The following is a 15,211-nucleotide window of genomic DNA, read 5'->3' as shown; positions in this document are numbered from 1 at the left end:
ATTTTCGAGCCGTACGCCATCCGACGTACGCACATCCCCAAGAACAACACTCAGAGAGACAACTTCATGAACACGATGACCGCCCCGGCACGCGTGCGCCGTCTGCTTTCCGTCCTCGGCGCCGGGATCGCCGCGACTGCGCTCCTTGGCGCTGCCCCCGTGCATGCCGAAGATCTGCGCGTGATGAATTCCGGCGGTTTCACGGCTGCCTACAAATTGCTGCTGCCTAAGTTCGAAGCGGCGAGCGGCGACCACGTCGACACGGCGTGGGGCCCGTCGATGGGCAAGGCGCCCGAGGCGATCCCCAATCGACTGGCGCGCGGCGAGTCGGCCGACGTCGTCATCATGGTCGGCTATGCCCTCGACGATCTCATCAAGGCCGGCAAGGTGCGCGCCGATTCGCGCGTCGATCTGGCCGACTCGCGCATCGGGGTCGTCGTGAAAGCGGGCGATACGGTGCCTGATGTCAGCTCGCCGGAGAAACTGAAGGCCGCGTTGCTCGCTGCGAAGTCGGTGGCCTATTCCGACAGCGCCAGCGGCGTGTACGTCGAGCGCGAGTTGTTCAGCAAGCTCGGCATTGCCGATCAGATGCGCGGCAAGTCGGTCATGGTGCAGAAGACGCCCGTGGCCGAGAAAGTGGCCGCAGGCGACTACGCGATGGGATTGCAGCAGGTGAGCGAATTGCTGCCGGTGAAGGGCGTCGCCTTTGCCGGGAAGATCCCCGAGTCGCTGCAATCGGTCACGCGCTTCGCCGGCGGCGTGCCGGTCGCGGCACCGCATCCGGAAGCGGCGAAGAAGCTCCTGATGTACATGGCTGCGCCTTCCGTGGCGAAGGACGTCGAGTCTACCGGCCTCGATCCGCTCGTCCACTGACTATCGATGGCGTCGTCCCCAACGGGCGGCGCGCATCGATGAAGATGTGAACCAACGTGTCTCGTGTGCCCGGGCGGGCTTAACGGGCTTAATTTTCCCCTCGGCATCTTTGGCGGGTTTGGCTGACAATGACGTGTCAAACCAAGGCGTCGTCAACGACGACGCCACGCCAAGGAGAGAGACATGGCCCTCGCGCCAGCGACACCGTCCAACCCATCCACATACGCCCAGGCTGCCCGATCGGGGGCAGCCGCGCCCGATCTGAACGACATCGTCGCGCTCGACGCGCTGGCCTTGTCCAAGGCCATCCACACCCGGCGTGTATCGTGCCGCGAGGTGATGCAGGCCTATCTCGCCCACATCGAGGCGGTCAATCCGGCGGTCAATGCCATTGTGTCGATACGCGATACCGACGCGCTGCTCGCACAGGCTGACGAGCGCGACCGGCAACTGGCGAGCGGACAGTCGATGGGCTGGATGCACGGCATGCCGCATGCCGTGAAGGATCTCGCTTCATGCGCAGGGCTCCCCACGCGCAAGGGCTCGCCGTTGACCTCGGCCGATCCCGACACGCAGGACAGCATCAGCGTGGCGCGCATCCGCGCCGCAGGTGCGGTGTTCATCGGCAAGACCAACGTCTCCGAGTTCGGTCTCGGCTCGCACAGCTACAACCCGGTGTTCGGCACCACCCGTAACGCGTACGATCCCACGCGCATCGCGGGCGGCAGCAGTGGCGGGGCGGGCAGCGCGCTCGCGCTGCGCATGCTCCCGGTGGCCGACGGTAGCGACATGATGGGTTCGCTGCGCAATCCGGCCGCCTTCGGCAACGTGTACGGCTTTCGTCCGTCGCAGGGGCGTGTGCCTTACGGCCCCGCACCGGAAGTCTTCGTCCAGCAATTGAGCACCGAAGGGCCGATGGGCCGTACCGTCGCCGACGTGGCGCAATTGCTCGCCACGCAGTCGGGCTACGACGCCCGCAGTCCCCTCTCGATTGCCCATGATGCGTCGCACTTCACGAACGCGCTGCAACGTGATGTGAAGGGCCTGAAACTCGGCTGGCTGGGCGACTACGGTGGGCATCTGCCGATGGAAGACGGCGTGATGGCGCTGTGCGAAGCGTCGTTGCGCGACTTCGCGGCGATGGGCTGCGAGGTCGAAGCGTGCGTGCCGGATTTCGCGGCGGACCGTCTGTGGCAGACGTGGCTGACGTTGCGGCACTGGCTGGTCAATGGTTCGCTCGGCGATCTGTATGCCGATCCGGCGCGCCGCGGCAAGCTCAAGCCGGAGGCGCAGTGGGAGGTCGAGGGCGGTCAGGCGTTGCGCGCCTCGGATGTCTTCCGTGCGTCGATCGATCGCAGCGAGTGGTATCGCGCACTGGCGCGTCTGTTCGAGCGCTACGACTTCCTGCTGCTGCCGTCGGCACAGGTGTTCCCGTTCGAGGCGCAAACGCACTGGCCGTCGTCGGTGGCGGGCCGGTCGATGGACACCTATCACCGCTGGATGGAGGTCGTGATCGGGCCGACGCTGGCGGGCTTGCCGGCGATCAGCGTGCCGGTCGGCTTCGACGCGCGCGGCTTGCCGATGGGATTGCAGATCATCGGCCCGGCGCAGGCGGATCTCGCGGTGCTGCAACTGGCGCACGCCCATGAGCAGCAGACGCAATGGGTACAACGCCATCTGCCATCCATGCTTACGCGAGGCTGATACCGCATCACTGATGCGCAAAGCGCGGCCGGGCTCCTGTCCTGCCGCGTCCCCGCCGACGGGGCCGTTGGCGGTTCTCCATCGAAACCCTGGCGAATCGTCGCCAACCCGTCAGCGGCCCCGGGCGCCTTGGGCATGCGCGCGCAAAGGCCGCAGTAGCTCGCCCAAGGCGTTGTGATCGATCTCGTGCATGAGGGCGAGCAGGCGACCGATCTCGCCCGGCGGGAAGCCTTCGCGTGCGAACCAGCTCAGGTAGTTGCCAGGCAGATCGGCGATGAGCGTGCCCTTGTGCTTGCCGAACGGCATGGGCGTGGTCACGAGACGCATGAGCGCGTCGGCATCGAAATCGATCATGAAAGGCGGAGCAGGGCGGACGAAAGGCATCACGCTACCACACGCCCTGTCCTTCGTGCCCGACGTGTCTGCCACGTCGTTCAGATGCGTGACGTCAGCAATTGCCAGCCGGCGGTGCCGAAGACCACGGCGAGGCAGCCGTCGAGCCAGCGGCGCAGGCGTAGATAGACGCGTCGTGCTGCACGCGTGGAAAACAGAACCGCGTAGCCGCAAAAGATCGTCAGGCCGAGCGCGGCGCAGCCGGGCACCACGATCCAGGGCATGCCGCCGTCCGGCGTAGACGACAACGCGGCGACGGAGACCCATCCGAGCACGGCCTTGGGATTGGTCAGGTGCAGCAGCGTGCCGCGCAGGTACAGCCGTCGGAGCAAGAGCTTGCCATCGGCACCGACCGGCACCGTGGCCGCCGAATCCGACGCACGCATCGCCGAGCGCGCCGACTTGAACGCCAGCCACAACAGATAGAGGCCGCCGAAGAGCTTGATGACGACGAGAAACTGCGAATAGGCGAGCAACGTGGCCGAGACCCCCAGTGTCGCGATCATCGCCCAGAAGAGCGAACCCGACATGACGCCCAGTGCGAACGTCAACGCGGGGCGGCGGCCGTGATTCGCCGCGATGGACATGATGGCCAGGTTGCTCGGCCCCGGACTGGCCGCGTTGACGAAGTACGCCGTAAAGGCGATCAGCAGATGCGCGGAGAGTGTGGCGCTGGCGAGCATGGCAAACCTTGGACCGGGCGGTGGGAACCTGCGAAGTGTCACGGCGCGCATCTGCGAACGCCATAGACACTTCGTCAATCTTCGACCGAGCCAGTTGCATCGGGCGCAGAGGCTCGTGGTGTCACACCCCCAGCGGAAAGCGCCGATCAAATGTCGGCCTCACGTCGAGCGGTTGGCGCAGCAGGCCGACCTGCGAGTAGAAGTCGGCCGTGCGCTGTTGCTCGGCGATCAGCGCGTCGTCGATGTTGCGCCACTTCGTGGCACGTCGCGAGAACTGAAGTTTCGCGGCTTCGGGCGGAATGCCGATGATGCGCGCCATCGTGGCCGAGTAGGCGTCGACATGTTGATACGACCAGACCTGCGCGCGCACCACGCGTGCCAGGAAATCCCGCAGCACTTCCTGCCTGGCGGCAATGGCGGCGTCGGTCGCTGCGAGGTAGCTCAGTCCCGACCAGAGGCCGCGGCCGTTGGCGAGCACCCGGGCGCGTCCGGTCGTCTCGGCCACGGCGGTGTAAGGCTCCCAGGTCGCCCAGGCGTCGACGGACCCGCTGGCCAGTGCCGTGACCGTGTCGGCGGGCGGCAGGAACCGGAAGTTGACGTCGCCCGGCGCGAGACCGGCGGCCGTGATTGCCTTGAGCGTCACGAAGTGCCCGATGGAGCCGCGCGTCGTGCCGATGTTCTTGCCTTTCAGATCGGCCGTCGTGCGCAGCGTGGCATCCGGGCGGACAAGCACGGCGGTGCCGTAGGCGTCGGAACGGTTGGCGCCGATGATCTTGATCGCGGCCCCGGCCGAGAGCGCGAAGATGACCGGCGCGTCGCCGATCGGTCCGCAGTCGACAGCACCCGCATTAAGCGCTTCGGCCAGCGGTGCGGCTGCCGGAAACTCGGTCCATTGGATGTCGTAGGGCAATTGCTTGAGTTCGCCTGCGGCTTCGAGCAACGCGCGAAGCCCGCCTTTCTGATCGCCCGCCTTGAGCAACGGGCGGCCGGATTGGGCGTATGACAGTCCGGGCAGCGCGAGCGTGGTCAGGGTGCCTGCGGCGCTGGAAGTCGTGAGGTATTGCAGAAAGCGGCGTCGGGAAATCGTCATGTGGAGTGCCTGTGAAGCGTCGGAAGAATTGAACGGGTGGCGCCTGCGGACTAATGCACGAAGCCGCCTTTGACGAATCGCACTGGGTCGTCGTCGATCTCGCGCAGCGTCACACTGAGCGGGTCGGCACGCATTGCCGTCGGCGTGCCGCGTGGCGACGTGTCGAGATTGGTCGACGTGGTGCACATCAGCCCGCCATCGGCCCAGCCGCGACGTCCGGCCGGCGCGAGCGCGCGCAGCCAGCCGTCGCGATCGGCGAGCCATTCGGTGCCGGCCAGACGTGATGGCGACGTGCCGGCGATCTGCGCGAAGACTTGCCATGCCCCGGGCGTGTCGGCCACGCAGTCCGCGCGTGCGCCGTAAAGCGGGGTGACGGTGGCGGGGGCGGCATCGTCGCGGCGTGCCGCCACCTTGCGAAGGCCGGGCGAGGCGAGCGTCTGGCGGGGCACCTGACCGTCTTCCGTCACGAGCAGCGTGACAAAGCGCGGGTCTTCGAATGGCGCGGGGTGCGTTGCGTCGACGGCAACGACACGAACCCGTTGCGTCGCGCGCCATGCCGCGATGTCCCGCGCGGGTGCGTTCGCGCATTTCACGGCAAGCGCCGGCAGGCCAATCGGCACCGGCCAGCTACCCCCCGCTGCCATACCCGCAGACGCCGAGAGCACACGCATGTAGTCGAGCGCCCCCCAGATCTCGCGCTCGCTCAGCCGTCCGGCAAAGGCGGGCATGGTCACGCCCTGATCGTCGCGCATGCCATACAAGACGTGCCAGAACAGATCGCCGTCGGCGCGACGGCCCAACAGCGCGCTGGCCATCGTCGGTGGCCAGCGCCGCAGCGTGTCGGCGAGCGGTCCTTCGCCGCGTCCGTCCGCACCGTGGCAGGCGGCGCATTGCGCCGTGTACACGCGTTCGCCGCGCGCAATGCTCTGCACGGTGAAACCCGTCGGGTTGCTGTGGAAACTCGTGGGCACGGCCGCGGTGAGCCATAGCGAAGGCGACGGCCACGGGGCGATGGCGACGGCGGCCAAGGCCGCAATCAGCAGCCGGTGCCATGCGCGTCGCCAAACGAGAGCCAGCAACACGCAGGCGAGTGCGAAGGCGATCGCCGCCAGCATCCACGCGAATTGCCGCGCGAGCGCCACATCGATCACGAGATTTTCACCGGCGATGCGCACGTCCCACGGCCACGCCGGGGCGCCGTAAATGTCATCGGTGATGCCGAGCGCGTACAGTGCGTGCAGCACGGCGGATTGGGCGAACTGAAGCGCTTGCAGCAGCGCGTTCAGCCAAAGGTGCGAGGGCGGCGACGTCATCGGCGCCCCCCGCCGTGCTTGCGAAGCTGGCGGGCGTTGCCCGCATGACTCGCGTTTCCCGAATTACCAGCTTGCATCGAGCCCCAGATGTCGGAGCGCTTCGTGGCGCAGTTCGTTGATGCGTGCATCGCCGCGATGGCGTGGATACGGCAGGTCGACGCGCAGCTCGGCCACGATCCTCGCCGGACGCGCACTGAAGACGATCACGCGCTGCGCGAGAAAGAGCGCTTCCTCGACATCGTGCGTGACGAGCAAGGCGGAGAAACCGGCGCGTTGCCACAGATCGACCAGCTCGCTTTGCATGGCGAGCCGCGTGAGCGAATCGAGCTTGCCGAGCGGTTCGTCGAGCACCAACAGACGCGGATCGTTGACCAGCGCGCGAGCGAGCGCCACACGCTGCGCCATGCCGCCGGAAAGTTGATGCGGAAACGCGTCGGCGAAGTCGGCGAGCCCGACCCGCGCCAGCGCGGCATCGACTCGAGGGCGCGCTTTCGCGAGCACGCCACGCGCCTGCAAGCCGAGCGCGACGTTATCACGCACCGTACGCCACGGGTACAACGTGGGGTCCTGAAACACCACGATGCGCGAAGGATCGGGGCGCGTAATGACGTCACCGTCCTGCGTGATGCTGCCACGCGTGGCGGTTTCGAGTCCCGCGACCAGACGCAGCAACGTGGACTTGCCGCACCCGCTCGGGCCGAGCAGCGCCACGAATTCGCCGGGCGCGACGTTCAGGTCCACGCCGTCGAGCACCTGCAGTGGCGACTGCTGCGTGCCGAACCAGTGACTGACGCCCCGAATGTCGATTCGTGCGCCGGTGCCGTTGGCCGCATGCGGCGGCAGCAGGGGCGTTGGCGGCTCGGCGGCGAGAGACCGCGCGTGCGTTGCCGTGGAGGTTGCCGGGCTTACCATTTGACGGTTCCTTTCTGCCAGGCGAGCGCGCGGTCGCGCACGGTGAAGAGCAGGGTGATGACGCCGGAGAACAGCAGCGCCATGACGATCAGCGCGGCGTACATGTTGACGTACGACGCCCAGCCTTGCGCCCAGGTGAGGTACCAGCCCAGGCCGGATTTCACGCCCATCATCTCGGCCGTCACGAGCACGGAGAACGACGCGCCCAGTCCCATGAACAGTCCGACGAACACGTTGGGCAGCGCCGCGGGAATCGCGACGCGCAGTACCAGAAACGCTTCCGAGGCCCCGAGCGTGCGCGCCACGTCGTAGTAGCTCTTGTTCACGCCCGCGACGCCCGACCACGTGAGCACCGCGACCGGGAACGCCGTCGACAGGGCAATGAGGAACGCGGCCGCCGAGTAACTCGAGGGGAAGAAGTAGAACGTGAGCGGCAGCAACGCGGTCGCGGGCACCGGTCCGAGCACGCGCAGCACCGGATGCACCCAGTAGCCGATCGCGCGGGACCAGCCGATCGACACGCCGATCAGAAACCCTGCGACGGCACCGAGTCCGAAGCCGATGCCGAGCAGCTTGAGGGTGTTCACGGCGCTGTCGCCGAGCCGTCGCCAGTCCTCCGTATAGACCTCGATGAGCGACTGCGGCGGCGCGAAGAACGGCGTGGGCAACGTGCCGGTCTTCGCCGTGAGGATCTCCCACGCGGCGAGCACGAGCGCGATGGCGACGAGCCACGGCCCGGCGCCGGTCAGCGCCTCGCGCAGTCGCAGCAGGGGGGGCGTGGCCCGCCCCGCCACGGACAGTACCGCGAGCGACGCCGCCACCACGAGCGCGACGACGCCGAGTTCGTCGGTGAAGGCCCAGTCGGAGAAGCCGACCACCTTGTTGGGCCAGCGCAGCGTGAGCGCGCCGAAGGCCGCCCAGGCAAGTGCAGCGGCAAACCCGACGCCCCACAACGCAGGCGTACGCGGTGCAGCGAAAAGCTGATCGATCTCGGTCTCGTCGAAGGGCTGCGCGGGCAAGCGCAGCGGCGTGCCCTGCGTCTGCTCCGCCAGTTCGAGCGCACCGGCGGGGGAAGCCCCGCGCAGCGCGGCGTTATCCAGAATGGCACTCATGGTCGTTTATCCCAGGACATTGGCGTAGACGTGCTGCGCCAGTTTCTGCGGATCGGTGGACTTCTTGAGTACACCGATACGGCGGAAATCGTCGGCGAAGAACGCGATCTCGTCGCGCAGATCGACGCCGGTCGGATGGTGCGAATAGGTCAGCGTGGCGTACAGCTTGCGCAGGTCCTCGGGGCTGATCTTCGGTGAGTATTTCGCGAAGATCTTCGCGGCTTCGTTCGGGTTCTCGTTGACGAATTCCGTGGCCTGCACGATCGAACGGGCGAGCGCACTGGCGGCGGCGCGGTCGTTGCGCACCAGTTCGCCACGCGCGCCGATCACGCAGCACACCTTGCGGGCGTACTCGCCGCTCAGGTTGGTGGCCAGCTCCACGTAGGCGCCGTTGGTGCGCTTTTCCAGCAGATACAGATTCGGATCGCCGTCGGCGATGGCCTGAATCTCGCCCTTGTCGACGGCCACGCCCAGCAGGTCGGCCGGGTACTGACGCCACGTGATGTCGCGATCGGCGTCGATGCCGTGCTTGGCGAGCAGAATCTGGAAGAAGTGCTTGCCCGGGGCGGCGAGGTCGGACACGCCGATGGTCTTGCCCTTGAGCGCGGCAAGCGACGTCACGCCCGCGGCCTTCGCGCCGAGCAGTCGCACGCAGCCGCCGTGCGAGCTGCCGATGATCTTCACGTCGAAGCCGGCCTCGAGCGGCTTGAGCCAGCGGTGGATCATGCCCACGGCGGCGTCTGCCTTGCCGGTGGCGATGGATTCGAGCAACTGGTCGGTGGAACCGCTGTAGTTGATCAGATCGACCTGAAGCCCGTTCTTTTCGAAGAAGCCGCGCTCCTGCGCGGCGACGATGGGCGTGAGGCAGAACGAGTTCTGGTTCCAGGCGAAGGTGAGCTTGCGCGGCTGCGACCACGCGCGACGCCCGAGTAACAGTGCCGGGGCGGCGAGCGCGGCGGCGGTGCCCGCACGAAGCACCTTGCGGCGGCTGGCGCTCACGTCAAGTGATGTCGTGACGGCCGATTCGGTAGCGGTGTGGCGAAACTTCATGGAGACGACTCCCCTTTGGCATTCTGATGGTTGTGTGAGAGAGACGCGCGAGCGCTTCAGTCGAGCAGATCGGGCTCGGCGGCGACGAGCCCTTCATACAGGCTCTCGAACGAGTACAGCGCGCCTTCGGGGCCGCCGACCTGACTGTGCGTGTAGCGCGCGGTCGCTTCGTCGATGGGCACCGGCGTGCCGGCAGCCTGCGCAAGCAGTTGCGTGTGCGCGGCGTTCTCCAGTGCGATGTACCACCACGCTGCGGCCTCGACCGTCGGGCCGGCGGTGAGAATGCCGTGGTTCTTGAGGATCACGCCCTTGACGGTGCCGTTGCCGCCGGGTTTGTTCAGGGCGTTGGCAATGCGGTTGCCTTCGCTGTCGTCGACCACCATGCCGGTGAAGTCGTCGAACAGGGCATGGTCTTCGAAGAAGCCGCACGAGTCCTGCGTGAGCGGATCGAGCGGGCGGCCGAGCGTCGACCAGGCCTTGCCGTAGGTGGAGTGCGTGTGTGCGGCGGCCACGAGATGCGGATGCGCCTCGTGGATCGCGGCGTGAATCGCGAACGCGGCCTTGTTCAGCGGCCGATCCCCCACCACGGTTTCGCCGCGCGCGTTCACGAGGAGCAGATCCGAGACCTTGATGCGCGAGAAGTGAACCCCGAGCGGATTGACCCAGAAGTGATCGGTCAGCTCGGGATCGCGAGCGGTGATGTGGCCCGCGAGTCCGAGGTCGAAGCCGTGGCGCGCAAAGATGCGGAACGCGGCGGCCAGACGCGTCTGACGATGGCGGCGCTCGGCGAGTACGTCGCTGCGAACCGGCGGCGGATCGAACCAGAAGCGCTGCTGCGGCGCGGCGTTGAGCACGAGGCCGGTCGGCGTGATCGTGGTGCGGGCGGTGCCGGTGGCGGTGGCGGGAGTGGGCGGCGTCGGACGGGCAAAGGCCTGGGAATCGACGGGCAGAACGGCGGACATGGGGCAGGCTCCTGGTGATCGATGGTGGCGGCAGATGGCGTCAGGCGGCGCGGCGATTCGCGTCGGTACCGTTCGCGCGGTCGCGTTCGGCGACCAGTGTGCGCAGGCGCGGAATCAACTCGCGGCCGTAGTCGATGGCGTCGCCCAGCGGGTCGAAGCCGCGGATGAGGAACGTGCTCACGCCGAGGTCGTAGTAATCGAGCAACGCGTCGGCCACCTGCTCGGGCGTGCCGACGAGCGCCGTCGAGTTCGAGCGTCCGCCGATGAGCTTGGCGATCTCGGTCCACAGCACCTTGTCCAGACGCGCGCCCTTGTCGGCCGCTGCCAGCAGGCGACGGGCTCCTTCGCTCTGCAGGGCCGAGCCTTGCGGCAGTCCCGCGGCCTCGCGAATCGCCTTGGCCTGCGCGAGGATCCGGTCGGCACGCGCCCACGCTTTCTCTTCCGTCTCGGCCAGGATCGGGCGGAACGACACGGAGAAGCGCGGGGTGCGTCCGTGCACCGCGGCTGCGGCGCGCACACGCGTGGTGAGGTCGCGCACCTGATCGAGCGATTCGCCCCACAGTGCATAGATGTCGGCGTGTCTGGCCGCCACGTCCAGCGCCGCAGGCGACGCGCCGCCGAAGAAGATCGGCACGTGCGGTTGCTGTACGGGTTTGACCTCGGAGAAGCCTTGTTTGAAGCGGTAATACTTGCCGTCGTGATCGAACGGGGTGTCCTCCGTCCAGATGCGGCGAAGGATGTTCAGGTACTCGTCGGTGCGGGCATAGCGCTCGTCGTGCGAGAGGAAGTCGCCGTCGCGTTCCTGCTCGGCATCGGAGCCGCCGGAAATGAAGTGAACGCCCAGTCTCCCGCCGCTGAACTGGTCGAGCGTGGCGATCTGGCGTGCGGCCAGCGTCGGCGCCACGAAGCCCGGGCGATGCGCGAGCATGAAGTGGATGTTCTCGGTCACGGTCGACGCGTAGGCAATCGTGAGCGTCGCCGACGGGCTCGTGGAATGATGCGGCACGAGAATCCGGTCGAAGCCCGATTGCTCGTGGGCGCGGGCGAAGTTGCGCACGTAGTCGCGGTCGACGGCGGCACCTTGCTGCGGATGTATTTCGGATTGCTTACTGCTTTGGATCATGCCGATGATTTCGACGCTCATGACGCACTCCTGGTAGGGAAAAGAGGCGCGTGCACGGCGACGACGTGGGTCGGTTTGCGCTACACGCCCATCGTTCGATAGTGGAAGACGATAAGACAGTGAACGGGAGTGAGCCTACGCAAACAATCTTCGGCCGTTAAATAATCATTTACGCAAAGATTATTCGATATGGATGGTTGGGCCGCGGCCCGCAGCGTCTTACGCTATCGGCACTACGCAAGACGGCGCATGGTGCGCTCCGCGCGTATTTGCTTATTCCAAAATCATGGCTTCTTCCGCTCATCCGGTGGCGCGCTCGGGCGCGTCTTCGGGCACATCTTCGGGCACATCGTCCAGCGTTTTGCTGCTGCCCCGTGCCGAGGGCATTGCACGCCTCGCACAACTCGATGCCTTGTTGCCGTCCGTCACGTGCGCGTTCGCCGAGGGGGCATCGCTGCTCGATCGGGACGCTCGCTTTCCCTTCGATCACTTCGCACTGTTGCAGCGTCACGGACTGATTGCCGAGGTGGTGCCGCGCGATGCCGGCGGCGGCGGCGGCGGGCTCGTCGTGGCGCGTCGCATCGTGGGCGCCGTCGCAGCGGGCGAGTCGGCGACAGCGCTGGTGTTGACGATGACCTATCTCCAGCATCGTGCGCTCGCGCGTGGGAACACGCGTTGGCCGCAGGCCCAACGCCACGCGGTGTTCGAGAGCGCAGTGCGCGACGGGGCCCTCATCAATGCGCTGCGCGTGGAGCCCGATCTGGGGACGCCGGCGCGTGGCGGGTTACCGTCGACCATCGCCCGGCGTACGCCATCGGGCTGGCGTCTGTCGGGGCGCAAGCTCTATTGCACCGGCATTCCCGCGCTGCGCTGGCTGTCGGTCTGGGCGCGCACGGACGAACCCGAGCCCCGCGTCGGGGTGTTTCTCGTACCGCGTCCGGCCGGATCGCAAGACGTGCCGGATCGTCCCGGAATTCGCGTGGTGCAGAACTGGGACCATCTCGGGTTGCGCGCCTCCGGCAGCCATGAAGTCATCCTCGAAGACATCGATCTGCCGTTTGGCAACGCCGTCGACATCCGGCCTCTGCACGAGTGGGCGCCGGCGGGCATCGGCCAGCGCGACACCGACGCTCACATCGAGCAACAGGCGTGGATGAGCGTGCTGCTCGGCACGTTGTACGACGCCGTGGCGCGCGCGGGCCTCGACTGGCTCGTCACGTTCCTGAATACTCGCGTGCCCGGCAATCTGGGCGCGCCGCTGGCCACCGTGCCGCGCATTCAGGAGACCGTGGGCGAGATCGCCGCACTGCTCCACGTCAACCGGCGGCTGCTCGATGCCGCTGCGGTGGCGGCCGATGCGGGAGAACCCGATGACGATATTGCCAGCGGTGCGCTAAAGTTCACGGTGACGGGCAATGCGATCCGGGCGCTCGAACTGGCGTTGCAGTTGTCGGGCAACCATGGGCTCTCACGCAACAACCCGCTCGAGCGCTATCACCGCGACGTGCTGTGCAGCCGCATTCACACGCCGCAGAACGACTCCATTCTGGGCGCCGCCGGCCGGCAGGCGCTCGCTGTTTTCCGGGAATCCGTATGACTGCAGGTGTGAACGACATCAGTCTGGCTGGCGATCTGGCCGGGCACGATGCGAAAGTTTACGAAGCGCTCGATCCCTTGCGCACGTTCGTCGCGGGGTTCTCGCGATTGCTCGAGCGCCGTCCGCACGAGACCACGCTGCTTGAAGAGGGCGCCGGGCTGCTTGCCCAACTCGTCGCGCGCGACGACTGGCTGCCTGAGGCGTTCGCCACGCCGCATCCCGAGCATTACCAGCAATTCCTGTTGCACTGCGATTCCGCGCAGCGATTCTCGATCGTGAGCTTCGTGTGGGGCCCGGGGCAGCGCACGCCGATTCATGACCACACCGTGTGGGGCCTGATCGGCATGTTGCGCGGTGCGGAAGATTCGCAGCCGTTCGTGCTCGATGCGAACGGTGTGCCGGTCGTCGCCGGCGATCCGGTCCGGTTGTCGCCGGGCGATGTGGAAGTGCTTTCGCCGCGTCTGGGCGACATTCATCGCGTGAGCAATGCGCACGCCGACCGGGTGTCGGTGAGCATCCACGTCTATGGCGCCAACATCGGCGCCGTGCATCGCAGCGTCTTTACCGAGACGGGTGAACGCAAGGGATTCGTCTCCGGTTACGCCAATGCGCAACTCCCCAATCCGTGGGGACGCCCCGCCGAGCGAGCGCCTGGTCGTTCGCAGTAAGATCGAATTCACTTCTCACGCATTCAAGGAATTGCCGTGCCCGTCCAAACCGATTCATCCGACCTCGCTTTCCCCGTGCTGCGTTTTGCCGACGTGCGCGCCGCCTTGCTGGCCCGCGAGGAAATCGCGTTGCTCGACGTGCGCGAAGAAGACCCGTTCGCACAGACGCACCCGCTGTGGGCAGCGAATCTGCCGCTTTCGCGCGTGGAAATCGAAGCGTGGGCGCGCATTCCGCGCCGCGACACGCGCATCGTCCTGTATGGCGAGCATGACGGCCACGATCTCGCGCCACAGGCCGCTGCCGTGCTGCGCCAACTCGGCTATACCGACGTCAATCTGCTCGAGGGAGGTCTCGACGGATGGATTGCGGCAGGCGGCGAAGTCTTTCGCGATGTGAACGTGCCGAGCAAGGCGTTCGGCGAATGGGTCGAGGGCTTGCGTCACACGCCGTCGCTCTCGGCGCAGGAAGTGCAGGCGCTGATCGACGCCGAGGCCGACGTGGTGATCGTCGACGCGCGTCGCTTCGATGAATACCAGACCATGAACATTCCCGGCTCCACGAGCGTGCCCGGTGCCGAGCTGGTGCTGCGCGTGCGCGAACTGGCGCCCGACCCGGCCACGCGCGTCGTCGTCAATTGCGCGGGACGCACGCGCAGCATCATCGGCACGCAATCGCTGGTCAACGCCGGACTGCCGAATCCGGTGGCGGCGCTGCGTAACGGCACCATCGGCTGGACGCTCGCCGGACAGACGCTGGAGCGCGGGGCCGACCGCCGACATCCGGCAACGGTGCGCGAAGCGACACTGGCGGTCGCCAGAGAGGGCGCGCGCGCCGTGGCGGATCGTGCCGGGGTGCGTCGTATCGCTTTGGCGGAGGTGCCGTCGCTCAATGCGCCGGGACGCACCGTCTACCGGTTCGACGTGCGCACGCCGGAAGAGTACGCGGCCGGGCACCTGCCGGACTTTGCGAGCGCACCGGGCGGTCAACTCGTTCAGGAAACCGATCATCAGGTGCCGGTGCGCGGCGCGTGGATCGTGCTTGCGGACGACGACGGCGTGCGTGCCGACATGACCGGGTCGTGGCTCGCGCAGATGGGCTGGACGGTGTATGTCGTCGAGCCGCATGGCGAACTCGAGCGCGATGCGCAGGGCGGGTGGCCGCTGCACACACCGAGCGCTCCCGACGTGGCGAGCGTCGCGCCCGCGTTGCTCGCACGCTGGCTCGACGAAGCGACGCCGGGGCAGGTGGCCGTGCTCGACTTCACGTCGGGCGTGAACTACGTCAAGCGGCACATTCCGGGGGCGTGGTTCGTCATTCGTGCGCGTCTGGCCGAGGCGCTGCGCAAGGTCGGGCCGGCGCAACGATACGTGCTGACATGCGGCTCCAGCCTGCTTGCACGGTATGCGGCGGCGGATCTGCGGCGTCTGACGGATGCCGAGATCGTCGTACTGGAAGGCGGCACGCAGGCATGGATCAACGCCGGACTGCCGCTGGAATCGGGCGAGACCCGTCTGGCCAGTGCGCGCGACGACCGCTATCGCCGACCGTACGAAGGCACTGACAACGCGGCCGAGGCGATGCAGGCGTATCTCGACTGGGAGTTCGGCCTCGTCGAACAACTGCGTCGCGACGGCACGCATCATTTCCAGGTCGTGTAAGCGACGTTCGTAAGCCGATGGCCTGCGCGCGCCGATGGGCACCGGGGCGCGCATTATCGGCGGTGTGGGTAG

14 protein-coding genes are annotated in these 15,211 nt (G+C 67.1%); 5 read left to right on the top strand and 9 right to left on the bottom strand.

The genetic code is table 11. The features are described from left to right. Positions 1–75: 75 nt before the first annotated feature. Both ABWO90_RS22805 and ABWO90_RS22800 read left to right on the top strand, forming a co-directional pair. A complete protein-coding gene (locus tag ABWO90_RS22805) occupies positions 76–873 on the top strand; it encodes a substrate-binding domain-containing protein (RefSeq protein ID WP_502922682.1) in 798 nt (265 codons plus the stop codon). Between the two features lie 183 nt (positions 874–1,056). Beyond that, complete coding sequence (locus ABWO90_RS22800) at positions 1,057–2,577, top strand: amidase (protein ID WP_353193511.1); 1,521 nt, start codon at positions 1,057–1,059, stop codon at positions 2,575–2,577. A 111-nt stretch (positions 2,578–2,688) separates the two neighbouring features. Here ABWO90_RS22800 and ABWO90_RS22795 read toward each other — a convergent pair whose 3' ends face one another. From ABWO90_RS22795 to ABWO90_RS22755, 9 genes are all read right to left on the bottom strand, one after another. Beyond that, positions 2,689–2,931 carry a DUF3820 family protein gene (locus tag ABWO90_RS22795; RefSeq protein ID WP_353193510.1) on the bottom strand — a complete coding sequence of 81 codons (243 nt, stop codon included), beginning with the start codon at positions 2,929–2,931 and terminating at the stop codon, positions 2,689–2,691. Positions 2,932–3,011: 80 nt separating this feature from the next. Then, positions 3,012–3,653, bottom strand: coding sequence for a LysE family translocator (locus ABWO90_RS22790; protein WP_353193509.1), 642 nt, complete (start codon positions 3,651–3,653; stop codon positions 3,012–3,014). A gap of 121 nt (positions 3,654–3,774) precedes the next feature. Beyond that, the gene (locus tag ABWO90_RS22785; protein WP_353193508.1) at positions 3,775–4,743 is read right to left on the bottom strand and encodes an ABC transporter substrate-binding protein; all 969 of its coding nucleotides are present in this window, start codon (positions 4,741–4,743) and stop codon (positions 3,775–3,777) included. A gap of 50 nt (positions 4,744–4,793) precedes the next feature. Next, positions 4,794–6,056 (bottom strand): c-type cytochrome, encoded by a 1,263-nt coding sequence (locus ABWO90_RS22780; RefSeq protein WP_353193507.1) that lies wholly within the window; start codon positions 6,054–6,056, stop codon positions 4,794–4,796. A 63-nt stretch (positions 6,057–6,119) separates the two neighbouring features. After that, on the bottom strand, positions 6,120–6,968 hold the full coding sequence (locus ABWO90_RS22775) for an ABC transporter ATP-binding protein (RefSeq protein WP_353193506.1): 849 nt from the start codon (positions 6,966–6,968) through the stop codon (positions 6,120–6,122). Further along, positions 6,962–8,080: an ABC transporter permease gene (locus ABWO90_RS22770; protein ID WP_353193505.1), complete on the bottom strand. Its 1,119-nt coding sequence runs from the start codon at positions 8,078–8,080 to the stop codon at positions 6,962–6,964. Before ABWO90_RS22770 ends, ABWO90_RS22775 begins: the two co-directional genes overlap by 7 nt. Before the next feature lie 6 nt (positions 8,081–8,086). Then, positions 8,087–9,130, bottom strand: coding sequence for an ABC transporter substrate-binding protein (locus ABWO90_RS22765; RefSeq protein WP_353193504.1), 1,044 nt, complete (start codon positions 9,128–9,130; stop codon positions 8,087–8,089). A gap of 56 nt (positions 9,131–9,186) precedes the next feature. Continuing rightward, the gene (locus tag ABWO90_RS22760) at positions 9,187–10,092 is read right to left on the bottom strand and encodes a class II aldolase/adducin family protein (protein WP_353193503.1); all 906 of its coding nucleotides are present in this window, start codon (positions 10,090–10,092) and stop codon (positions 9,187–9,189) included. Between the two features lie 40 nt (positions 10,093–10,132). Beyond that, the gene (locus ABWO90_RS22755) at positions 10,133–11,236 is read right to left on the bottom strand and encodes an LLM class flavin-dependent oxidoreductase (protein ID WP_353193502.1); all 1,104 of its coding nucleotides are present in this window, start codon (positions 11,234–11,236) and stop codon (positions 10,133–10,135) included. A 265-nt stretch (positions 11,237–11,501) separates the two neighbouring features. Here ABWO90_RS22755 and ABWO90_RS22750 point away from each other — a divergent pair, with 265 nt between their 5' ends. Genes ABWO90_RS22750 through ABWO90_RS22740 form a run of 3 tightly spaced genes read left to right on the top strand, consistent with a single transcriptional unit; the run spans position 11,502 to position 15,139 of the window. Continuing rightward, entirely contained in the window at positions 11,502–12,812 is a 1,311-nt protein-coding gene (locus ABWO90_RS22750) for an acyl-CoA dehydrogenase family protein (RefSeq protein WP_353193501.1), read from the top strand. Next, positions 12,809–13,480 (top strand): cysteine dioxygenase family protein, encoded by a 672-nt coding sequence (locus tag ABWO90_RS22745; protein ID WP_353193500.1) that lies wholly within the window; start codon positions 12,809–12,811, stop codon positions 13,478–13,480. The genes ABWO90_RS22750 and ABWO90_RS22745 overlap by 4 nt, the downstream gene beginning before the upstream one ends. A 36-nt stretch (positions 13,481–13,516) precedes the next feature. Then, the gene (locus tag ABWO90_RS22740) at positions 13,517–15,139 is read left to right on the top strand and encodes a rhodanese-related sulfurtransferase (protein WP_353193499.1); all 1,623 of its coding nucleotides are present in this window, start codon (positions 13,517–13,519) and stop codon (positions 15,137–15,139) included. Positions 15,140–15,211 lie beyond the last annotated feature (72 nt).

Source organism: Pandoraea pnomenusa (genome assembly GCF_040391475.1).
GTDB classification, from domain to species: Bacteria; Pseudomonadota; Gammaproteobacteria; order Burkholderiales; family Burkholderiaceae; genus Pandoraea; species Pandoraea pnomenusa_C.
The sequence above is the reverse complement of the archived record's forward strand: the minus strand, read 5'-3'. Positions and strand labels throughout refer to the sequence as shown.